This window comes from Bremerella sp. JC817, assembly GCF_040718835.1.
Classification (GTDB): Bacteria; Planctomycetota; Planctomycetia; order Pirellulales; family Pirellulaceae; genus Bremerella.
In genome coordinates this window covers 557,635-577,979 of the sequence record NZ_JBFEFG010000274.1, presented here as the reverse complement: position 1 = coordinate 577,979, position 20,345 = coordinate 557,635, and the positions used below count along the sequence as shown (strand labels likewise).

Sequence of the window (20,345 nt, the reverse complement as noted above, 5' to 3'; positions counted from 1 at the left end):
AGGAAACGAGAAAAAGTTGGTTAGATGGGACGGGCCACAACGGTTGGAACGACCCAATCTCTGTGGGAGCTTCCCAGTGGGCCGATCTCTAGTTCGCCGCCGTCTCGCAGAATGGCTCGCCAAACGCGTAGTGAGACGTCGACTGATTTGCCTGGGCCTTCTTCCTGATCCAGTTGATACTTGGTGGACGTGCGAGCATCCTCGTGCGAGCCCTTATCGAGCCCGACCAGCACGCCGGTGTCGGTAAATTTCTGGGGAAGCCAACTCGGAATCGAGAGTCGTTCGTCATAAAGCAGGTAAACGACTGCGGGACTATTGAAAACGAATGTCGCTTTGACGTTATTGCGTCGCTTCCAGTCTTCGGTGAACTTCAAGTCGTTGGGCATCTGCACGTAGTCAAGGTCGACCATGTAGCTTGGCAAGCCGCCTGCATCGATCCCTTTCCAGCGATGGACACGGTCAACATAGGCCAGCGCATCTTCGGTGAAGCCACCTTTGACGATCTTGTAGTCCTTCACTTCGCTGCCGTTGTTGAAACGAACTTCGCTGATCACCGAAGCAGGCACATCGGCTGGCTGCAGAAACCCGTCGCGATCGATCATGGCGACCTCTTGGCGCTCGCCATAGATCGGAATCGTGATCGCTTCTCCCTTGGACATCTTGTGCGTCATCGAGCCAGAGGACACGGAAACGCTTCCCTCGTAGACAACCACTTCCGTCAGATTTTTACCACTGATAGCGACGCCGAACTCGGTACCCAGGTCGACCACATCGGCTTGATGCGTCCGAATCGTGAAGCCATGTCCGAGCGGCGAAACCTTTGCCAGGACTTTGCCATGGAACATTCGCCACAGCATGGGATCTTCCACCCGAATACGTGCCGGGCCGACAATCTGAACTTTCACGCCGGACGAGGTCACCCCGTCAAACGTTCCCTCAGGAAGTTCGATCATCTGGCGACCGAAGTAAGGTGTCGGCGTGGTTTCGCCAGGGACACCATTGAGGACTAAGGCAGGGGGGACCGGACCGCTGTCTTTTCCAGCGATTGGTCCCGACTTCGAAGCCTCTTGAAACATCTGGACAATCAGCGGGCTTCCCAGAAAGATCATCGCCGAGGCCGCCAGCGCGAACGTCGCCACCGCGACCCGTCGCAGCGAGAACAACCGGGAATCTGCCGTGGGGGTGAGGTCTTTGAACTCGTCTTTGCTTTCCAGGTGATCCAGGACTTCGCGTTCCTGGGCTTCGTCCAAGCGGCTGACCATAGCCAGACGAGCACCGACGATCGCCTGGGCGGCGTAGTACTCGCTGACATCAGGGCGATTGACGATCAACTCGCTGAGCGTCTTCCATTGTTCAGGGCTCGCTCGATCAGTGAGGCAAAGGTCGACCAGATCGCGAATCTCGAGGTCGTCGATCATCTTGCCGACAATCGGTCGTGGCTCTTGCGATTGGCTCATTATCCTTCACCCCAGGCTGACAGCCTTATGTCGATACAGCGATGCAGTTGTTCTCGAATTTTCCGCAGTCGCTTATAGACGGCGTTGGCGGAGAGGCCGAACAGTTGCCCAACCTCTTCGATCGAAGCAGACTTGCGATACGAGGCCCATAGGATTGACCGTTGCCGTGCCGGAAGCTTCCGGACGCAATGCTCAAGGGCGGCCAGGCGGTCCTGAAGGCCATCGGCATTCTGCACGATGACGGTGTCGAGGGTTTCCATGGCCGAATCGCTCAGCATCTTCTGCTGTCGGTTTCGTTCCGAGAGAAAACGTTTCACCTCGATGCGGGCGATACCAAACGCCCACGGTAGGAATTCGCGATCCTGATCGAACTGTTCCCACTTCCGCCACAGCAACAGACTGGTGCGCTGGAAGACTTCTTCCGCGTCATTCCAGTTGGAAACCAACGAGTACACGTACCCTTTGAGCCTTTCCTGGTTCGAAATATAAACTTCCGCAAAACGCGACTGTTTCATCGCGTCTTCGTCTGAGGATGTCACCATTGGGAAATGAGGACCGCGCCACCTCCGAAAAATCATCGAGACGAAATCATTTTCGATCTCTTGCAAGCACTCGACGCCACTGGCCTAAGTTTGGCCAAAAAAAGCTGACGTTTTTTCGATGACTTGGGGAGATTGCGGTAATCGCTGCCCGAGTCCAGGGCTCTGAGGGAAGATTGATGACCGAAAAGGCCAACGATTGGTCATTCAGCGGGGCAGATCGGCCCGAAAGCCGTAAGTCATAATTTGACGTTAAGAATTCGCTATTTTGTACATTCGTAAGGGCATCGCACCGGATGGAGTACTTCGGTAGAAGGGGTGTGATTAAGTCACGACCCAAGCACCCACCATGCCCAGACCTGCAGCCAGCAAGATGAGAGCGCCTGCGCAGCCACTCGATGTCGGAAGAACTTCGCCATCCGCTGCCATCTTGGCCTGGATTGCTTCGACCTGATCTTTGGCTTCTTTCAGGCCGATGCCCGATTCTTCTCGCAGCAGCTTGATGGCCTCGATCTTTTTGCCTTCACGCAGCTTCTGCTTGATTGCTTCGAGGGACGATGGTTTTTCTGCCATGCGTTTGCTCTCCTGACAAGAAAAAAGAGTGCCCCGGCAAAGGGCACCCTTAGTTTAGATCAAAATTCAGAGATGGGACGACGCCAAAACCTGGATAAGTGGATGAGAATGGGATAATGACGTGCACCGACCTTTTACTAGGAGTTCGGTACTACTTTCGCCCAATCATTCAAACGATGCGATTTGGCTGTCTCGAAGTCATGGAATTCGAGTCGGAGTTTGACCAACTCTTTATCCATCCATTCGGACAGCTCCATGTAGGGGGCTAAGCCTACCATGATCGAGGCTTCTTCCCGATCGCGGGCATCTTCCAGCTTGATTTGCATGGTATCGAAAAGCGAGTCGTTCATTAGCGAACTCCCGGGGGAAAGTTCACTACGGTCCCTGTAGCTGACGGCAACGAATCCTGCGTTGCACATGCTGGTAATTTCTACATTTTTAGACGTGAAAAGGCCGTGGCGTGTTCACGTGATTCTTAGATTTAGTAAAAAAGGCTCCGCGATGCAATAGGACTAATGTGAGATGAAATCACATTAAAAATATTCTAGCGGGGGTGAAGTTTGCGAAAAGGCTATTCGAGGGATGTGGCATTCGCCCAAATAGGGTGGTGCGTACTGCCTGATCAACCGCACGTCTTGCGGATCCAGGGCCCTTAAGGTCATTCGCCGGGCACGCTGCAGTCTGGGGGATTATCTGGTCATTCAGAGAAGAAGTTGACAAGATTCCCTGTATGAAGAGTAATGTACTCCGCTACAGGTTGAATTAACCAACATCCGAAATAATCCCAGGAAATGGTTGGGAATGAATCGGAATTTCTCAAGATTCAGGCTACGACGGTCGCAATTGCGATTGAGTCGCTCTGCCAAATTACGTACTCTCGGGCACGTTTGCCTGGGAAAGCCAAATAATGGTGCTCCAGCAGGTGAATGCCGTATTTTTGGCAAACCATTTGCGTAGACCAGTCGTAACGATTGTGCGACACGCAAGGCAGGTGTTCGCCGTCGAAGCCAACCTTTGATGAGCCACACAAAACGATTATCCAGATTGTTTTGCCAAACTCGCAGAGGCTACCTGGTCGGCGACGTTGCCAGGGACTGCATAATAAGACCGTGTTGGTTATCGCTGAATGTCGAGTGCTAGCAAGTCGATAAGAAGGGTACTTCCTGACAAACTCTTCGCCGTGAGTCACTTGCTTCACACGGATGGCTAAACCTGACACGGAATACGGCACCATGGAAGACGCCAATGAACTATATTTGCGAGGTAGGGTAACTGCCTCCCTCCGGTGGCCTGTAGAAGCCAGGCCAATTACCTAGGGAAAACCCAGACCTCCAATTCCGGTCATGATTTTAGGGACGTCGCGATCGAGCGGACCCAATCCAAACAAGCTCGTTTAGAGACGACGTTCAAAGGGAGTTAGGATTCACCATGCACATTAATGGCCCAACCGCAGTTCACCCGGCACAGTCCATCCGAGGCCCGCACCACACCGCGCAGGCCCCGGCCGTCGATACACGAACGCAATTCGATACTGTGGATGAACTCGACATTTCGCACGAAGCCGACTTCGCCAGCCAGGTGAAGGACATTCCGGACATTCGTGCCGACCGTGTCGCGCAGATCAAGGCTCAGATCGCCGATGGCTCGTATCTGACCGACGATAAGCTCGACCTGGCGCTGGAACGTCTGTTGGACGAAATCGGCTAAACGCCCACGCCAGAACAACTTAGTAAAACGATACACATCGGGTCGTTTCCCTCGGGAACTCGGCCCGTTTTTTATGCGCCGATCACCGTCGCGGATCTCGCCAGAATCGCACCAACTGGGGCTTGTACCTCGATAACTTTGGCCTAGAATTCGGTGTTGAGACTGATAGCCACAGTGGTTGCGTATCTCGTTACTCCGCAATTAGATAGAAATAGCAACTCAGTCTCAATAAAGCGGAAGTCCTTATTGTTCCTGTTGAGATTCGAATGTCCGATCCGTTTGCGTTGGAAGCCGTAGATGTCGCTCTTACTCCGATGGAGCGATTCGAGGAATACCTCAAAAGTAAGGGTAAGCGGATCACGCAACCTCGCCGGATTCTGATTGAACATGTCTTCAGCCATCACGAGCATTTCGATGCCGATGGTTTGATCGACGAGCTGTCACACCAGAGTAAGGGTGCCGACCGAGTGAGTCGGCCGACTGTCTATCGCACGTTGAACGAACTGGTCGAGTCTGGCCTGCTGCGAAAGATGGAAATCGGTGGCCGCGCCGTTTATGAACACGACTATGGCTACCCGGACCATGACCATCTTTACTGCACCAAGTGCCAGAACCTGATCGAGTTTCAGAGCCCGGAACTGCGAGAACTGCGTGACAACGTGGCTCGGATGTATCAGTTCCGCGCCACGGGTCACCGTTTTATCGTGAATGGTGTCTGCGAAGAGTGCCAGAAGCAGACGCGTCGAAAGAAGCGGCGGATCGACTTGATCTAAGAAGCCAATACAAGCAAAAAGCCCCCGATGATTCGGGGGCTTTTTTTATGGAATGGCTGGGGGAGCCAGCTTAGTTGCTGGTCAGCGAGATGACTTCTTTTCCCTTTCGCGAGCCAGCACCACGCCAGATTTCGACGTCGATGGTTTCAGCGACAAACTGCGTGCTGCCGTCGGCCAGAACGATGTTCGCTCCGCCTGGATGGTAGCTGCCGTACGATCGTTCCAGCACATCGCCGTCGGTCGACTTCGAGTTGATCGAGTCGTAGGTCGAGCCAAGCGTTTCCGAGAAGTCCGAGCCGTTGCCGCTGTCCGCGTTCGAGTGGAAGAAGAGGAAGTGATCGCAGACACCGCAGTCGTCGTCCAGCTTGTAGTACGCTTCGCCGATTAGCAGCGTCGACGACAAACCATCTTTGACATCGCGGAATGCAAAAACTTTGCCGGTCGGCGAACTGGTATTCATCCGCACGGCATGGAACAAACCGTTCGAGACATCCATCCCGCCAGTGCCAAGGTTGTCGTTGGTGGCGTTGCCGCCGGCATTGGCCAGATAGTTCGTCTTGGCTCGCAGCGTCAGCCCGTTCACATCCGCTCCTTCAATCGGACCATCGGCCTGGGATGGGCAGAAATAGGTCGCGACCGGGGTGCGAACCAGTTGGCGTAGCTGTTCACTACGGGTATCGGACCCACCGAACGAACCGGAGTCGTTCACTGGATTAGGCATTACGTCGAACAAAGCTTGCTGTTCGATGAAGGGGAGAATGCTCCAACTCCACGAACCACCCCACGCGGCTTGGATGCCGATCGGGAAGCTCTGGTAGGTGTCGTGATACATGTGCATCGCCAGTCCCAACTGCTTTAAGTTGTTCTTGCACTGCGAACGGCGAGCCGCTTCGCGGGCTTGTTGCACGGCCGGCAGCAGCAGGGCGATCAAAATACCGATGATGGCGATTACCACCAGAAGCTCGACCAGGGTAAAGCCGCGACGCTGGGCGGTCAAAGAGACGTTCATGGGTGGACCTATCAGATACAAAATCAAGTTGGATGGAAGACGTTCTGCAGATGAATTCTCGGCTACGGGCCTTCTTCAACCAGTTCAGGTTCACTGCCGTCGGTGGGGCTTGTCCAGGCAGCTGGGTCAGATGGTTTGGGTTCTGGAAGGGAATTGGAACATCCCAGAGAATTCAAGGCAGCAAACAGGGTCAGCGCGACCAGAACCTTCTTCATGAAACGTGGCTCACAGAATCAATGGATAGCGATCGAGGAACTATTGGACCCCATTTTCATGCGAGTGTCTTGCAGGTCAACAAACGTGAAGTTAAGTCAATGTTAAGTTCATGACTCTTTGCCTCGAAGATCAGTCACTGTAGCCGATATTGCGGGAGAAAAACCCTCAAACGTGGCAGAGTAGTAGACAGAGAAGGGGCCGGGCGTGCCACGGAACGCTGTGCCCTCAGGTTGATTGCCAGTAAACCTTCTACAGCCCCATGTCGACGAAAAAAGGCCTGAGTTACCTCAGGCCTTCCAATGCAGATTGGCAAGTTGGATCGTGGTGGAAGCGATTAAACTTTGAGCTCTTCGTTATCGAGCGTCACGTGCGGGTAACGATCGCGAATCGGCTGAATGATGTCGGCCAGGAAGTCGTCGACTTGTTCCGGTGCACGACCCACATACTGCAGCGGCTCGAGAATCGCTTCGGCATCGAATTTCGGGAACGCCGGGTCTTCTTTGATACGGTCGAGCATGTCGTTGGTCAGGCCTTCGTTCTTGATCCGAGCCCCTGCGTTGCGCGAGTGAATGCGGATCTTTTCATGCAGGTCTTGGCGATCACCACCAGCTTTAACCGCGGCCATCATCAGGTTTTCGGTCGCCATGAACGGCAGTTCTTCCTGCAGGTGTCGCTTGATCAGGGCAGGGTAAACCACCATGCCGTCGCAAACGTTTGCCAGGATGATCAAAATCGCGTCAATACCCAGGAATGAAAGAGGCAGACTCAAGCGGCGATTGGCGCTGTCGTCCAGGGTTCGTTCCATCCATTGCGTCGCCAGCGTGTTGGCACCGTTGGCCTGATTGCTGATCACGTAGCGAGCCAGACCGCAAATGCGTTCGCTTCGCATTGGATTGCGTTTGTAAGGCATAGCGGACGAACCGATCTGATCCTTTTCGATCGGTTCTTCCACTTCGCGGCGATGAGCCAGAATACGGATGTCGGTGGCGATCTTGTGCGTCGATTGGGCGATGCCACTCAAGCAGTCGAGAACCTGGCTGTCGATCTTACGCGAGTAGGTCTGGCCGGTGACGGCATACAGCTGATCGAAGCCCATCTTTTCGGCGACTCGCTTTTCCAAGGCCTTCACCTTGGTGTGGTCACCCTCGAACAGTTCGAGGAAGCTGGCCTGGGTTCCGGTCGTGCCTTTGGTGCTGCGGAAGCGAAGTAGTTCCAACCGATGTTCGACTTCTTCCAAGTCGAGCACCAGGTCGTAGCACCACAAGGTCGCTCGCTTGCCGATCGTCGTTGGCTGAGCCGACTGCAGGTGAGTAAAGCCAAGGCAAGCGACATCGCGGTACTGCTTGGCAAAGTTCGCCAGCAGGTAGATGCAGCGAACCAGGCGATCGCGGACCAGTTCCAGCGATTCGCGAAGCAAGATCAGGTCGGTGTTGTCGGTGACAAAGCAGCTGGTGGCGCCCAGGTGAATGATTGGCTTGGCGATCGGGGCAGCTTCGCCAAAGGTCTCGACGTGGGCCATCACGTCGTGGCGACGACGCTTTTCATGCTTGGCGGCGAGATCGAAGTCGATGTTGTCGAGGTTGGCTCGCATCGCTTCCAACTGCTCGTCGGTAATCGAGAGGCCCAGTTCCTGTTCCGACTCGGCCAAAGCCAACCATAGACGGCGCCAGGTCGAATGCTTCTTCTGGGGACTCCACAAAAAGCTCATGTCCCGCGAGGCATATCGAGAGATCAACGGGTTTTCGTATTGTTCGTGCGACACGTGAAGGTTCCCTGGTTCGAATCGAAAAGGACGACGGAATCGGTTGATTTTAGCGTAGAATGGGCGGTTTCGGCAGGGCTGGACGGGAATCTTCCGATTTGCCCCAATCCCCGCCGCAAAGAGACGAAGTCCTTGCTGATTCTGGTGCCGAAACGCAACGGAGAAAGACGATGTGGGGCGGGTACGCTCAGTATTACTTCTGGTTGGTGATGGTGGCGGGGCTGTTATTGCTCACGTTCCCGTGGTGGAAGATCCGTGAAATCACAGAGGATAGCTATTTCGGCCGAACGCGCCTGGTCAAGCTGTTTCAAGTGCGGATCTCAACGGTCGCTTTCCTCGGCCTGCTTATCGGGGCGGTTGTTTTGTGGGTGATCTTCTTTGGGATCAACGACTGGAGCGAACTGCCAGGGGCGCTGGTTGTTGCCGCGGTGGTCGTTGGCGCCGTCTTCGCGGCGATCAGCCTGGCGTGGTATTTCAGTCAGCAGCTTTACGCGAAGAACGTTCGCGAAGCGATACAGCAGCGAAGAGAAGGGCAGGAAAACCAGTTCACTCTGCGGCATCTGCTGGCCGGCATCTTGGTGATCTCGCTGGTCCTTGGATATCTGCGGTTGGTCAGCACCGACGTAGAAATGGCTAAACGCTTGATCGCCATTGTGGCCGTGATGGTAGGCCTGGGGCTGATCGCGGCGATCGGTTACGCCATCATCCTTGGTTTCGACACCCTCTTCTTCGGCCGGGGAAGTCGCGCGAGGGCCAATCGGCTACGAGAGCTGGAAGAGCAGCGTTCGCGTAAAAAGAGTGGAAACGATTGAGCAAAAAGGAAATGCGGCAGGTCTCCCTCCTCATTTACGATAGGGGAACCACCTAAGCATTTGTTCGGCCGAGAGATGTTTCAATGACAAAGCCACACGACAACGAAGCCCGGCAAAAGCCTGAGCCACGCGAAATTTCTTCTGGTCAGGCCGCCTACAACATCGTCTCGGATACTTACACCGGCGTAAATGTTCGTTGGCGCGACAATCTTCTTCAGGCAGCGTTCACTTTGGGCATGGCCCTGCTGGCAGCAGCGGTGGTGGCGATTCTCGCGGTGCTGAATCCAAGCTGGAAGCTACCGTGGTACGGCGGCGCATTGATCGGAGCGTTCGTCGGACTGGTGCTCGGCGTATTTACCAGTGGGATTTTTCTGATGTTCTATCGCGGCATCCGCCATCTTCGCGGACGCCATGACTGATTCATCGCCTAGGATTTGCTTCGACTTACATGTTGGTCAAGTCGTCGACCGCATGATTGCCCACCAACCGGTCGAGGGCGGCCGCCAATTGCGGTGCCAGCGACGCGTCCTGGGCATAGATGCGGCAAACCAGACGGCTGACCGGAAGCGAACGGAAAAGTCGATCCGTGGTCAGCTCTTTGATCTTCTTCTGGGCCGAATCGTAAAGGAAGTTCTGGTGATCGCTCGGGCCACGCGTGTTCGGGCGGAACACGGTCCGGTTCAAGGCGATCTTCACGGGAGTTTCTTTCAGCTCGGCCGGCAGAACGTCTCGCAGTGCTGCCAAGGCAAAGCTTTCACTGCGGAAGATCGTCATTTCCTGGCTTTCCCCTTCGTCAAAGCGAAGCGAACGCTCGCAAACGAATCGCCACGGAATGTTGCGGCTGAGCAGTTGCTGCCAACGCTTGCCCACTTCGGCTTGCTGGGGATTTTCCGACTTATGCCAGCGGGCGGCATCGACCAGCAGGCTGAACTCGGTAAAGCCTTGGTAGTCGGCCAGGTGCTCCATCGGATTGCCCGGGAACATCCAAGGCCGGCTATCGGCGAACAGATCTTCCAGCGTCTTATCGATCGCCATCACTTCGCGATGGAAATAAACGGTCTGGAAGAGCTCGGCCCGAACGTTCATGAAGCGGATCAGTGCCGCCATGCCTCGTTCGTGGATCGTGAGACCCTTTTCCGTAAAGAAACTGTAACGCAGCAAGCGTTCCAGGTCGTAAGACTGTTGGCTGTAGCCGGTCATGTAAGCGTCGCGAAGGACGAAGTCCATGTTGTCGACGGTATAGATGCCGCTGAGCAGGCTGCGGAGGAAAACGAGCCATTTCGGGCGATCGGTCGCATCACCAGCTTGGGGCCGCTGAATCATCCAGGCAATTTGTTCAGGTTCGATTCGTTCATTTTCTTCCATTTGCGAAAATGGATTTCGGCGAAGCTGCGAAAGCATCTCGCCCAGCTCGGTGCGAATAATATGAGCGCCGAGTGATTCGTGTGTCAGGCCATAGTGTTGGAGGAAATGACTGTCGAAGAAATGACCGAAAGGACCATGCCCCACGTCATGCAATAGGCCCGCCATTCGCATGAGAGATTCGACATACCCACGTGAAGGCGCGTCGGGGCAGGTTTCCTTCAGGCTGGGGTAAAGCTGGTTGACCAAACGACTTGCGAGATGCATCACCCCGAGAATGTGTTGAAATCGGGTGTGTTCAGCGGTTGGGTAGACCCACCAGGCAGTCTGCAACTGGTGAATCTGTCGCATGCGCTGCAGCCAGGGGTGGTCGATAATGTCCCGCTCTGTCAGCTCGTCGACCGACGTGCCTTCCGAGACGAAGGGAACATATCCATGGACAGGGTCGTAGCAGAGACTTTCGGCCGCAAATTTATCGAGGTTCACCCTTACTCCTTTGGGGTTTGGTGGGCAAGCTGGGCTAGCAGAGCTTGCACCAGATTCGCTAGTTTCGCAGAATCAGGGAGTTTCGTTAATTGTTGTAATCGCTACATCTTAATGAAGTTGAGCGTCGTATTACCGGTAGATGCCAGGAACCGAGGCAGTTCCGAGCTGGAATTTTAAACGCATTTGCCGATAGAAATAGCACCTCGGATTTTCCCGAATGTACGCCAGGCAGCCGATTGGGGAAATCCGCATACTCAGGCGGAGGAGTTTTGATTGTGATGCATGCATATCGCTGGGCCCAGACCGGCCTACTTATCGTAGGGTTTCTATTTCTTGCTCAGCAACATGTGGTAGCGGCCCCTAAGGCGGCCACCGTACTTCCGCAGACCACGAAGAGCTACGTGTCGATCCCTGATTACGATCAGGCTTCGGCCAACTTCGATGCGACCCAGATCGGCAAGCTGATGGCCGATCCGGTGATGAAGCCGTTTACCGAAGACCTTAAGGAACAGGTCAAGCAAAAGCTGGTCGCCGGTGGCGTGAAGCTGGCTTTGACCCTGGACGACCTGAAGGGGGTTTACGCTGGTGAAATCTGTTTCGCCAACGATCAGCCCAATGGCGACAAGTCGGACGGCGTTGTGCTGACCGTCGACGTCACCGGTAAGAAGGTTCAGGTCGATGCCCTGTTGGCCAAGATCTCGGCCAACCAGAAGAAGAACGGTGCTACCCAGTCGCAAACCCAGATCGCTGGGGTTGCGGTTACCAAGTTCGATTTGCCAGCTCAGGGCGGTAAGCCTGCTGGTGAAGCCTTCTACGTGATGCAGTCCGATCTGCTGATCGCGACCGATTCGAAGGCAACCCTGTCGTACATTCTGGAAGCCATAGCGGCTCCTAAGAAAGACAACCTGGCTTCGCTGGTCGCTTTCCAGGAAGTTCTGAAGCGAGCCGAAGCTGGTCGTGGTGCCCGCGGTTACGACTTCGAATGGTTCGTCGAGCCGTTTGGCTACGCCGAAGTGATCCGTTCGCAGCAAGGTGGTCGTAAGAAGCGTGGTACTGACATGCTGAACCTGCTGCGAAACCAAGGTTTCGACGCGATCAAGGGCCTGGGCGGTTACGTCACGTTCTCGGTCGCCGATGGCGGACCGAACGATAAGCAGTTGGAAATGGTTCACAGCTCGTTTGTCTACGCTCCCCAAGATCCGAAAGCTGAGAATGGCGAACGGTTCCACCTGGGTGCTCGTGTTCTGGCCTTCCCGAACGATAAGAACTTCCAGCCATATGATTGGGTTCCAGCCCAGTTGGCTTCGTTCCTCGACTTCCGCTGGGACGTTCAGGACGCCTTCAAGTTCAGCGAAACGATCGTCAACGAATACGCCGACGACGAGATCTTCGACGAACTGATCGAAAGCCTGGAAAAGGACCCAGCCGGCCCGAAGGTCGACGTGGTCAACCAGATCGTGAAGCATCTCGACAGCAAGGTTTGCATGCTGGTCGACGTCAAGCAGCCGATCACTCCGCAGTCGGAAGAACGCCTGGTGGCTGTGCACCTGCTGAACGCTGCCCCTGTCAAAGCGGCGATCACGCAGATCATGCAGCAAGATCCGAATGCTGAAAAGCATGAAGTGGGTGCCGAAGAGATCTGGGAAATCCATGAGGAAGAAGAAGAGATTCCAACGCTGGTCATCAGCGGTCCTGGTTTCCCAGACGCCATGGCAGCCAATAACCAGTTCGCCCAAGGTGGCGCTGGCAAGCCAGCTATCCCGAACGCAGCCGTTTCGGTCGTGGGCGACTGGGTCTTCTTTGCCAACAACAAAGACCTGATCAAGAAGGTCATCCTGACCAAGACGGGCGGAGCCAACATCGAACGGTTGTCGGCTGCTCCTGATTACTTGCGAGTGGAAGAAGCCCTGACGGTCCTTGGCAGCGGCGAAGATAGCTTCCGTCACTTTGCCCGCACTGACGAATCGGCTCGTATCACTTACGAACTGATGCAGCAGGGCAAGATGCCAGAGTCGGAATCGGCTCTTGGTAAGGTGATCAACGAACTGTGGAGCATGGGTCAGGACGACGAAACCGCAATTCGCGAACAGCAGATCGATGCTGGCAAGTTGCCTCCATTTGCCCAGGTCGAAGGCTACCTCGGACCGGCTGGTTCGTATGCCCGAACGGTCAAAGATGGCTGGTTCGTCGCAGGTGCGATGCTGAAGAAGTAAATCGCTTCTGACCGGCAAGCTAAAACAAAAAGCCTCGGCCAAGTGCCGGGGCTTTTTTTATGCCGTGGCTTCCGTGGCTGGCTTCTCGCCGTAGTGATCCAGCAGGTAGCTGCGGATCGGTTCTAGGATTTGTAGGGTGGAAGTGAACTTGGTGATTTGGCCGTGGAAGTGGGGTAGGCCTTGGGCGTCGATGGTCTTGAGCTGCGTACGGACCTTGTAAACCATCACGACGCGGTCCTCTTGAAAGGCACTGGGACGCAGCACCACGTCTTGCCAGGGAATCATATGAAACGAAGATTGAACGGCCCCGTTTTCAAAAAATTCGACCGTTCCTATCGGACGTCCCCAAGACAACTGCATCAGAAAAGCGCCTGCAAAGCTTCCCAGTTGAATCTGCTGCACCAGATAGAACGGAATGCCGGTTGCCAAAGGCATCGAGGTAAACAAGATCGCGAGACACAATTGGGCCAATCCGATCATTAGCAGCGCGAGACTGCTAATGAGGGCCGGGGTGTGTTTGCCAGGGATCGTGCCTGGATATCCAATGCCGATCCGTTTGCCAGAGCGGTGAACGAGCGACTTGCGACGAATCATGAAATAGAAGACCGTGACGCCCATCACGCCCACTTGAATGGTGACAATCGCCACGAATATCAGCAGCTCGTTTTGTTTGTAAGTACGCAAAAAGGGTGCGGCCAGCGCGAACAGAAAGGCCAAACCTGTCAGCAAACCCATGATGTGTGACAAACCGAATTGAGCCATCGGTTCGTCAACCACTTCCAGTTCCGGTTCAGCATTGTTCGGCGGCGTGTTCATATAGGTCCCAGTGAGGCCAAGGCTATGGGGGGCTTTCCCATAGCCATCAGGCTACCTCACCCGCCTGCCAAAGTACATTACTTGGGCGAGTTCACATCGCCAGGCTCTTTGGCCTCTTCGATCAGTTTGTTCAGAAACGCGAAAAGGACGTTCGTCGTTTCGTCTCCTTCGGTTCCCAGATCGTTGTTGATACTGGCGTGATCTTTGCCAGGGGCCGCGTAGGTCTCAGCCGTGCCGCCAACCTGCTGGATCGCTTTGGCAAAGTGAGTGGCGGCCAAAGTGGCATCTCGCCGCGACTCACAAAACAGCAGCAGGAAGTCAGGGTAGTCGGTTCCTTTCTGCAAGTGGGTGATGGGCGAGTACTTTTGCTGGCTGGCGGTCTCTTCGCCAAAGGCGTTGGTATACAAGGAAACGCGGTTGCTCCGCAGCAGCTTCAGCCCGGAAACCAGCTTGGCGCAGTCGTACGTCGCCGTATCGACCGGAAAACAGCCCTTCAAGGTGCCAAGACTCAAACCTTGGGCTTTCAGGTAGCGCTCGTCTGTCGAAACCAAGGCGGACAGATGGGCACCTGCCGAGTGGCCACCAATAAAGATGATCTCCGGCGAGCCGCCATGTGTTTCGATGTTTTCGGTCACCCATTTCACCGCCGTGGCAACGTCGGTTGCCAGGTCGCTCATGGTGAACTCCGGTGTAAAGCGGTAGTTGATCGAAACAAAGACATAGCCCTGATCGACGAACGCTTGAGGTTTCTGCTGGACCAGAATCTTGTTACCCCGACGCCAGCCACCTCCATGCAACCAGATGACCACTGGTTGCTGTTTGCCGTCTTTCGCCGCGTAAACATCGAGGGTTTGCCGTACGTTGTTGGTCCCGGCATAGTTGATATTTCGCGTGACGACCGGTTCAGCAGAAGACGCCACGGAACTGAAGAGGAGCAGAAGCAGGATCGATCTCATGGTATCAATGCCTTACAGAGTCCTAGAGGCAGGGAATTGCGTCGCGGGAAATCTCAGCCGAGGAGTCTCGGCGTCAGGGGGAACCACCTGACCTGGCTTCCAAGCAGCGGCTTTTTGGCGGATTAAGCTCCGTAGAAGTCCCAAAGCTTGGCGATTAGGCTTACTGCGCTATAATTCCGGAAGTTTCCAAAAAACGACATCCACACGGAAGATTCGCTAGTGACAAATCCGAACGAACCCACCCCGGCCACTTCACGCCCTGTCAACATGAAGGAATTGAAGGAAAGCGGTTGGAAGTCGCGCTCAGTCAAGCAGGAAATTCAAGAGAACTTTATCCACATGCTCGCTGCCGGCGAAGAAACATTTCCGGGCATGGTCGGCTACGAAGATACCGTGCTGCCGGAAATTCACCTCGCTTTGATCGCCGGGCACGACATGCTCTTCATGGGCGAGAAAGGGCAGGGGAAGAGCCGCATGATGCGGATGATGGTTCGCTTTCTCGACGAAGCGGTCCCCTATCTGAATATTGAAGGCTGCCCGGTTCACGAAGATCCCTATCACCCGATCACCGCGGTAGGCAAAAAGTTTGTGGCCGAGCATGGGGACGAAGAGATCCCGATCGCCTGGTGGCCCCGTCAAGAACGCTATGCCGAGCGTCTGGCACCTGGAACCAAGTTTGCCGACGTGATCGGCGAAATCGACCCGGCCAAACTGGCCAGCGGTGTCAGCATGAGCACCGAAGAAGCACTGCACTTTGGTTTGATCCCGCGCATGCATCGTGGCATCTTCGCAATGAACGAACTGCCAGAGCTTGACGAGCTGGTTCAGGTCGGTTTGTTCAACATGCTCGAAGAGCGTGACGTTCAGATCCGCGGCTATCCCGTCAACTTCGATATCGACCTGGTGCTCCTCTTCTCGGCGAATCCTTCCACGTTCAACCGAAGTGGCAAAGTGATTCCGCAGCTGAAGGACCGCATCGGGACGGTGATCCATACTCACTATCCGCGGCAACGCGACCTGGGAATTCAGATCATCGAGCAAGAGGCCGACGTCACGCTGGATGGCGAGTACCCGGTCGTCATTCCTTACTTCATGAAGGAAGTCCTCGAGCAAATCACCGAGGCGGCCCGTCGGAGCAAGTTCGTCGATCAGCAATCAGGCGTCAGTGCTCGTTTCAGCATCGCGAACTACAGCACGGTCATCGCGTCGGCTCGGCATCGCGGGATTCTGCTGAACGAAAGGCCAGCCGTCGTGCGGCTGAGTGACTTTGGGCATATCTATAGCTCCAGCCTCGGCAAGTTAGAGCTGGATATGATGGGAAGCCATCAGATGTCGGAAAGCCAGGTGCTGGACGCCTTGATTGCCGAGGCGGTCGGTACCGTGTTTCAGGAATATATCCAGGAACATGGCCTCGAGCAGATCGCGGAGATCTTCCAGAAGGGTGTGAAGATCGAAGTGGGGGACTTGTTGCCTTCTGACTATTACGGCGAACGCTTAAAGCGTGTTCCGCCGGTTTGGGATCGAGCGTTTGAGGTGAATGCCTCCGAGAATCCTGCCATGCGAGCCTCGTGCGTCGAGTTCGTGTTGGCAGGTCTGTATGCCGTGGATCGGATCAGCCGAGCCCAGCAGCACGGTAAGATTACCTACGAGTTCGAATAGGAACCTCGTCTTATGCCTCAACGCAAGAAGATGCCTGGCGGAATCATCCATACGTACCAGAAGTACGATCCCGCCAAGTTCCCCAGTCCCAAGACGCCTCCGCCTGACATGGTGTCGCCGGCGATGGAACATTGGCTGATGTATGGCGATCGCTTCGAGCTGACGCCAGAACAGTTGGCCAATGCGGTGAAGATCGACCCGAGCCAGATTTCCGGCTTGGGCCCGAGCATTGACTCGCTGATCAAGATGCTGGAAGAGCGGAAGCGAAAGATCCTGGAGACCTACGAGACCGATCAGGCTCGTGATGCGGCTAAGAAGGCCTATCGCCAGCATGGCGAGCCGATGGATCCCCCTCAGCGAATGCGTGAGCGGTATCAGTTGGGCTTCGAGCAAGAGCAGCTCTATGATCTGGAACGCATCTGGTACAACCTCGACGACGAGCGGTCTCCCTTCGCGCTCGATCTGATTCAGCTGATGGAGCACCTCAGCCGGAAATACGAAGTCGATCAGTTAGCTGCCAAGTATCACTTCACCGGTCGCACGCCGATGACCATCGATCAGGCGATCGAGGTGAAGGAAGAGCTGGAAAAGATCGACGAACTGCTCGAGCAACTAAAGCAAGCCCGCGAGAACGCTCAAATCGGCATTATCGATATGGAGCAACTCTCGGAGTACGCTGATCCTGGCGAAATGGAGCAGCTCATGCAGCTTCAGCGTCAGGTCGAGCAGTACCTCCGCGAGCAAGCCGAGCAGCAAGGCCTGACCAGCCAATCGGGGCACATCCATCTGACCCCCCAGGCCTTCAAAATCTTTCAAGGCAAGCTGCTTGAGCGCATCTTCAGCAACATGGAGGCCTCGCGTTCTGGCCGGCATTCCGGTCCGATCGTGGGGGAAGGCGCGGTCGAGCTGCAATCGACCAAAGATTATGAGTTCGGGGACTCCCTCACCAACATGGATATCCCCCAGACGTTGATCAACGTCATGCTGCGCCAGGGAACCGAACGCCCACTGCGGATGCGCAGCGAAGATATCGTCATCCATAAGACGAAAAACAATCCGAAGTGTGCGACCTGCGTCATCATGGATATGAGCGGGAGCATGCGTTACGACGCCCAGTACGCCAACGTCAAACGGATGGCTCTGGCGATGCAGGGACTTATTCGGAGCGAATTCCCAGGCGATTTCCTGCAGATGATCGAGATGTACTCGTTCGCCAAGCCGGTTGCCCCCGGCGATGTAATTGGTTTGCTACCCAAGCCAGTGACTATTCACGACCCGGTCGTGCGGCTACGAGCCGATATGAGCAAGCCAGAGGTGAGCGAATATCGAATTCCGCCGCACTTCACCAACATTCAGCACGCTTTGCAGCAAGCTCGCTTGTTCCTTAGCAGCCAGGACACGCCCAATCGGCAAATTATTTTGATTACCGATGGACTGCCGACGGCCCATTTCGAGGGGCACGAACTCTTTTTGCTGTATCCTCCCGATGCCCGGACCGAAGCGGCCACGATGCGCGAAGGGAAGCTTTGTCAGCAGCAAGGAATCACGATCAACATGTTTCTGGTGCCAAGCTGGTCGCAAAGCGAAGAAGATATTCGCTTCGCATATCGCCTGGCGGAATCGACGCATGGCCGCGTTTTCTTTACTGCCGGCAACGACCTCGATCGCTACGTCGTGTGGGACTACATCAAGCGAAAACGAGAAGTCTTGGGCTGATTTCTTTGCGATTGCAGCACGTGAAGTGCGATCGCAGCGAGCTTTCATTAGATCTCGGATCCGAATTCCTCGTTTTACTGAAAACGAACGGGATCAGATTGAGACAATCATTGGTCGCTGCGCTGCCAATCATTGCCTGAGATTGCCGGAATCAGGCAATGCTTTGCTCCTAGTGCGTGTGGTTTCCCTCAACTAATCGAAAAAACGGGCACAACTTCCCCGAGAAACGGTTTTGGCCAAGAGAAACAAGGTACTTTGCCGATGAAGTGGATACGGCGTGATCACTTTCATGGCTATCGGTGATGGCGCTGACGACTCAGGAACACCCACGGGAGCAGATTATGACGAGTGTAGAAGGTATTGCGGGGCAAGCTTCCGCGATTCAGCAGTCGCAGGTCAAGAATCAAGTCGATGTCGCCGTGGCCAAGAAGACCTTGGACGCCCAAAAACAAATTGGCGACGCCGCGGTGCAGTTGATTGAAAGCGCTGCCCGAATCAGCAAAGCACCTGGTACCGGCAACTTGATCAACACCAGCGGCTAGTCTGCTTGAAGCAACATCGAAAAACAAATCACGCCGCATGGTTCATCGCCATGCGGCGTTTTCGTTTCTTGTTTGCAGCGCGACAAGATGCGTTGGATTCGTTCGAGCGCGCGACTAGTTAGTTGCCTTCGCTCGTGGAAGAGCTATGGTTCGTATTGCACGAACGACGTGTGATGTTGTGGTCGTCGAACGATCAACGTTCAACACAAAAATGAGACGACAAACAACGCGTAAGTTATTGCGTTTTTAAAACGCCGTCGTTAGTCTAAAGAAGAGTGACATGCTTGCACGTCACGCAAGTCGCAAAAGCAAATCGTTGGCAACGAAAGATCGCTTGCGAATTTGCTCCCTGGCGAACACGTTCTGAAGGCTTTGAATGATCGATCACTACCAGGCATTTCTCGAAGCACCTAGCCGAGAGGGCTTCCTCAAACTTCAAGAGGAAGTGCAATCGGAAGCCGACTTTTGTGCGGCAGGTGGCTTTGTCGATCAACTGGCAGACCTCTGCCAGGGAGGAAGGTACGAACAGATGTTCGACCTGACCGAGTTGATGCCGTTTGCCTGGGTTGGTTCTCCTTCGGCACATCTCTATGCGTCGATCGCCGCCCAGCAGATGGGCTGCCCCGACGATGCCGAGCTCGAGCGTTTCCTGTGCGAAACGATGCTCGAAGGTCTGCTGGAAACAGGAGACGGTTCGCTCGATCATCCTTACCAGATCACCTACCTGTCCGATCGTCAGGATTTGCTGGCCTATTTCAGCCTTACCTGCGAAAAACAGCATCTGGTACGTTCGCCGCAAGGCATGATGGATGTCGTCACCGCCACGACAGGCGAGCAAATCTGCTTCCTGCTGGGTGACACGATGACCGATACGCAGCTGAACGATCGTCATCCGGTCCGAATCTCGGCCGCGCATCCACGTTTGGCCTCGAAACGCCTGGCAGCCTGCTCGCCACGTCGCGTTTAATACACTGCGTCTCTCTGCGATGCTTCACGCACTGTCGCTCGCCGGAAGGTTCTCGATCTCATGCCTGTTCAATGTGTCATCTTTGACTTGGACGGTACGCTGGTCGATAGCGAGACCGTCGGTTCCCAGGTCTTGCTGGAAATGTTCCCTGATCTCGACGACACGCTCGATTCGATCTCGGAACGTTACCGCGGTTGGCGGATGGCGAACATTCTGGCCGATATTGAACAGCGTTTGGGCCGGAAGCTTCCGGAAAGCTTCGAGCACGACTACCGCCAGTTGGCGGCTGTCCGTCTGGAAGAAGGGCTCCGCCCGATGCCAGGCGTTCGCGAGATGCTCGATCAATTGACGCTCCCGAGCTGTGTCGCCTCGAATGCCCCGCCAGAGAAGATCGCGTTGGCGCTGCGGATTGGTGGCCTGAGTGACTACTTCGGCGAGCGGATGTTCAGTTGCTATACGGTTGGGGCCTGGAAGCCAGATCCCCAGATCTTTCTACATGCCAGTCAGGCAATGGGCTTCGCGCCGCAGCAGTGCGTGGTGGTCGAAGACAGCGACGTCGGTGTCGCAGCCGGCGTAGCGGCAGGCATCCCTGTGCTGCGGTACGACCCGATCGGCAAGTACGAGTCGTCCGACGCGGTGCAGTGCTTCGATCAAATGGCCAAGCTTCTACCGCTGATCGCAGGGCTCTAAATCGCGGATCGATCCAGCGATCGGCAGGTCTGCCCCCTTCTTCTTACGTCATTCGAGGGGCGTTTCGTTCAATCTGTAACGATTTTATTG

At 55.1% G+C, this 20,345-nt stretch carries 19 protein-coding genes; 10 read left to right on the top strand and 9 right to left on the bottom strand.

Features of this window, described 5'->3' with window-relative positions:
• Nucleotides 1-20: 20 nt before the first annotated feature.
• From AB1L30_RS16510 to AB1L30_RS16495, 4 genes are all read right to left on the bottom strand, one after another.
• Nucleotides 21-1,457: a FecR domain-containing protein gene (locus AB1L30_RS16510; protein WP_367014518.1), complete on the bottom strand. Its 1,437-nt coding sequence runs from the start codon at nt 1,455-1,457 to the stop codon at nt 21-23.
• Nucleotides 1,457-1,972 (bottom strand): sigma-70 family RNA polymerase sigma factor, encoded by a 516-nt coding sequence (locus tag AB1L30_RS16505; RefSeq protein ID WP_367014517.1) that lies wholly within the window; start codon nt 1,970-1,972, stop codon nt 1,457-1,459. Before AB1L30_RS16505 ends, AB1L30_RS16510 begins: the two co-directional genes overlap by 1 nt.
• Nucleotides 1,973-2,320: 348 nt before the next feature.
• Nucleotides 2,321-2,569 carry a ribosomal protein L7/L12 gene (locus tag AB1L30_RS16500; RefSeq protein WP_367014516.1) on the bottom strand — a complete coding sequence of 83 codons (249 nt, stop codon included), beginning with the start codon at nt 2,567-2,569 and terminating at the stop codon, nt 2,321-2,323.
• A 137-nt stretch (nt 2,570-2,706) separates the two neighbouring features.
• Nucleotides 2,707-2,919: a hypothetical protein gene (locus AB1L30_RS16495; protein WP_367014515.1), complete on the bottom strand. Its 213-nt coding sequence runs from the start codon at nt 2,917-2,919 to the stop codon at nt 2,707-2,709.
• Nucleotides 2,920-3,997: 1,078 nt separating this feature from the next.
• Here AB1L30_RS16495 and AB1L30_RS16490 point away from each other — a divergent pair.
• Together AB1L30_RS16490 and AB1L30_RS16485 are read left to right on the top strand one after the other, a co-directional pair.
• Nucleotides 3,998-4,276, top strand: coding sequence for a flagellar biosynthesis anti-sigma factor FlgM (locus tag AB1L30_RS16490; RefSeq protein WP_345086619.1), 279 nt, complete (start codon nt 3,998-4,000; stop codon nt 4,274-4,276).
• 266 nt (nt 4,277-4,542) lie between these two features.
• Nucleotides 4,543-5,049 carry a Fur family transcriptional regulator gene (locus AB1L30_RS16485; protein WP_345086617.1) on the top strand — a complete coding sequence of 169 codons (507 nt, stop codon included), beginning with the start codon at nt 4,543-4,545 and terminating at the stop codon, nt 5,047-5,049.
• 70 nt (nt 5,050-5,119) lie between these two features.
• Here AB1L30_RS16485 and AB1L30_RS16480 read toward each other — a convergent pair whose 3' ends face one another.
• Both AB1L30_RS16480 and purB read right to left on the bottom strand, forming a co-directional pair.
• Nucleotides 5,120-6,058, bottom strand: a complete 939-nt coding sequence (locus tag AB1L30_RS16480) for a DUF1559 domain-containing protein (RefSeq protein WP_367014514.1) — start codon at nt 6,056-6,058, stop codon at nt 5,120-5,122.
• Between the two features lie 550 nt (nt 6,059-6,608).
• Complete coding sequence (gene purB / locus AB1L30_RS16475; protein WP_367014513.1) at nt 6,609-8,036, bottom strand: adenylosuccinate lyase; 1,428 nt, start codon at nt 8,034-8,036, stop codon at nt 6,609-6,611.
• A gap of 170 nt (nt 8,037-8,206) precedes the next feature.
• Here purB and AB1L30_RS16470 point away from each other — a divergent pair, with 170 nt between their 5' ends.
• Nucleotides 8,207-8,848 (top strand): hypothetical protein, encoded by a 642-nt coding sequence (locus AB1L30_RS16470; protein WP_367014512.1) that lies wholly within the window; start codon nt 8,207-8,209, stop codon nt 8,846-8,848.
• 83 nt (nt 8,849-8,931) lie between these two features.
• Nucleotides 8,932-9,267, top strand: coding sequence for a hypothetical protein (locus AB1L30_RS16465; protein ID WP_367014511.1), 336 nt, complete (start codon nt 8,932-8,934; stop codon nt 9,265-9,267).
• A 25-nt stretch (nt 9,268-9,292) separates the two neighbouring features.
• Here AB1L30_RS16465 and AB1L30_RS16460 read toward each other — a convergent pair whose 3' ends face one another.
• On the bottom strand, nt 9,293-10,696 hold the full coding sequence (locus AB1L30_RS16460; protein WP_367014510.1) for an HD domain-containing protein: 1,404 nt from the start codon (nt 10,694-10,696) through the stop codon (nt 9,293-9,295).
• A gap of 401 nt (nt 10,697-11,097) precedes the next feature.
• Here AB1L30_RS16460 and AB1L30_RS16455 point away from each other — a divergent pair, with 401 nt between their 5' ends.
• Nucleotides 11,098-12,909, top strand: a complete 1,812-nt coding sequence (locus AB1L30_RS16455) for a hypothetical protein (protein WP_367014509.1) — start codon at nt 11,098-11,100, stop codon at nt 12,907-12,909.
• A 57-nt stretch (nt 12,910-12,966) separates the two neighbouring features.
• On the opposite strand, the gene AB1L30_RS16450 is transcribed toward AB1L30_RS16455, so the two are convergent.
• Both AB1L30_RS16450 and AB1L30_RS16445 read right to left on the bottom strand, forming a co-directional pair.
• Nucleotides 12,967-13,725 carry a hypothetical protein gene (locus tag AB1L30_RS16450; protein WP_367014508.1) on the bottom strand — a complete coding sequence of 253 codons (759 nt, stop codon included), beginning with the start codon at nt 13,723-13,725 and terminating at the stop codon, nt 12,967-12,969.
• Between the two features lie 77 nt (nt 13,726-13,802).
• Nucleotides 13,803-14,681, bottom strand: a complete 879-nt coding sequence (locus AB1L30_RS16445) for an alpha/beta hydrolase (protein ID WP_367014507.1) — start codon at nt 14,679-14,681, stop codon at nt 13,803-13,805.
• A 267-nt stretch (nt 14,682-14,948) separates the two neighbouring features.
• On the opposite strand from AB1L30_RS16445, the gene AB1L30_RS16440 reads away from it, so the two are divergent.
• The 5 genes from AB1L30_RS16440 to AB1L30_RS16420 all read left to right on the top strand — a co-directional run bounded on the left by AB1L30_RS16440 (nt 14,949) and on the right by AB1L30_RS16420 (nt 20,255).
• Entirely contained in the window at nt 14,949-16,340 is a 1,392-nt protein-coding gene (locus AB1L30_RS16440) for a magnesium chelatase (protein WP_367014813.1), read from the top strand.
• A gap of 12 nt (nt 16,341-16,352) precedes the next feature.
• Complete coding sequence (locus AB1L30_RS16435; RefSeq protein ID WP_367014506.1) at nt 16,353-18,056, top strand: hypothetical protein; 1,704 nt, start codon at nt 16,353-16,355, stop codon at nt 18,054-18,056.
• A gap of 341 nt (nt 18,057-18,397) precedes the next feature.
• Nucleotides 18,398-18,598: a YjfB family protein gene (locus tag AB1L30_RS16430; protein ID WP_345086595.1), complete on the top strand. Its 201-nt coding sequence runs from the start codon at nt 18,398-18,400 to the stop codon at nt 18,596-18,598.
• Between the two features lie 376 nt (nt 18,599-18,974).
• The gene (locus AB1L30_RS16425) at nt 18,975-19,565 is read left to right on the top strand and encodes a hypothetical protein (protein WP_367014505.1); all 591 of its coding nucleotides are present in this window, start codon (nt 18,975-18,977) and stop codon (nt 19,563-19,565) included.
• Between the two features lie 60 nt (nt 19,566-19,625).
• Nucleotides 19,626-20,255: an HAD-IA family hydrolase gene (locus AB1L30_RS16420; protein WP_367014504.1), complete on the top strand. Its 630-nt coding sequence runs from the start codon at nt 19,626-19,628 to the stop codon at nt 20,253-20,255.
• Nucleotides 20,256-20,345: the final 90 nt, after the last annotated feature.

What these genes read in the sequence shown, in the direction of transcription:
- AB1L30_RS16420 (WP_367014504.1), top strand. Translation starts at nt 19,626, where the DNA reads ATGCCTGTTCAATGTGTCATCTTTGACTTGGACGGTACGCTGGTCGAT.
- AB1L30_RS16495 (WP_367014515.1), bottom strand. Translation starts at nt 2,919, where the DNA reads ATGAACGACTCGCTTTTCGATACCATGCAAATCAAGCTGGAAGATGCC.
- AB1L30_RS16510 (WP_367014518.1), bottom strand. Translation starts at nt 1,457, where the DNA reads ATGAGCCAATCGCAAGAGCCACGACCGATTGTCGGCAAGATGATCGAC.
- AB1L30_RS16450 (WP_367014508.1), bottom strand. Translation starts at nt 13,725, where the DNA reads ATGAACACGCCGCCGAACAATGCTGAACCGGAACTGGAAGTGGTTGAC.
- AB1L30_RS16485 (WP_345086617.1), top strand. Translation starts at nt 4,543, where the DNA reads ATGTCCGATCCGTTTGCGTTGGAAGCCGTAGATGTCGCTCTTACTCCG.
- AB1L30_RS16430 (WP_345086595.1), top strand. Translation starts at nt 18,398, where the DNA reads ATGACGAGTGTAGAAGGTATTGCGGGGCAAGCTTCCGCGATTCAGCAG.
- AB1L30_RS16490 (WP_345086619.1), top strand. Translation starts at nt 3,998, where the DNA reads ATGCACATTAATGGCCCAACCGCAGTTCACCCGGCACAGTCCATCCGA.
- AB1L30_RS16505 (WP_367014517.1), bottom strand. Translation starts at nt 1,972, where the DNA reads ATGAAACAGTCGCGTTTTGCGGAAGTTTATATTTCGAACCAGGAAAGG.
- AB1L30_RS16440 (WP_367014813.1), top strand. Translation starts at nt 14,949, where the DNA reads ATGAAGGAATTGAAGGAAAGCGGTTGGAAGTCGCGCTCAGTCAAGCAG.
- AB1L30_RS16445 (WP_367014507.1), bottom strand. Translation starts at nt 14,681, where the DNA reads ATGAGATCGATCCTGCTTCTGCTCCTCTTCAGTTCCGTGGCGTCTTCT.
- AB1L30_RS16480 (WP_367014514.1), bottom strand. Translation starts at nt 6,058, where the DNA reads ATGAACGTCTCTTTGACCGCCCAGCGTCGCGGCTTTACCCTGGTCGAG.
- AB1L30_RS16470 (WP_367014512.1), top strand. Translation starts at nt 8,207, where the DNA reads ATGTGGGGCGGGTACGCTCAGTATTACTTCTGGTTGGTGATGGTGGCG.
- AB1L30_RS16435 (WP_367014506.1), top strand. Translation starts at nt 16,353, where the DNA reads ATGCCTCAACGCAAGAAGATGCCTGGCGGAATCATCCATACGTACCAG.
- AB1L30_RS16465 (WP_367014511.1), top strand. Translation starts at nt 8,932, where the DNA reads ATGACAAAGCCACACGACAACGAAGCCCGGCAAAAGCCTGAGCCACGC.
- AB1L30_RS16425 (WP_367014505.1), top strand. Translation starts at nt 18,975, where the DNA reads ATGATCGATCACTACCAGGCATTTCTCGAAGCACCTAGCCGAGAGGGC.
- AB1L30_RS16500 (WP_367014516.1), bottom strand. Translation starts at nt 2,569, where the DNA reads ATGGCAGAAAAACCATCGTCCCTCGAAGCAATCAAGCAGAAGCTGCGT.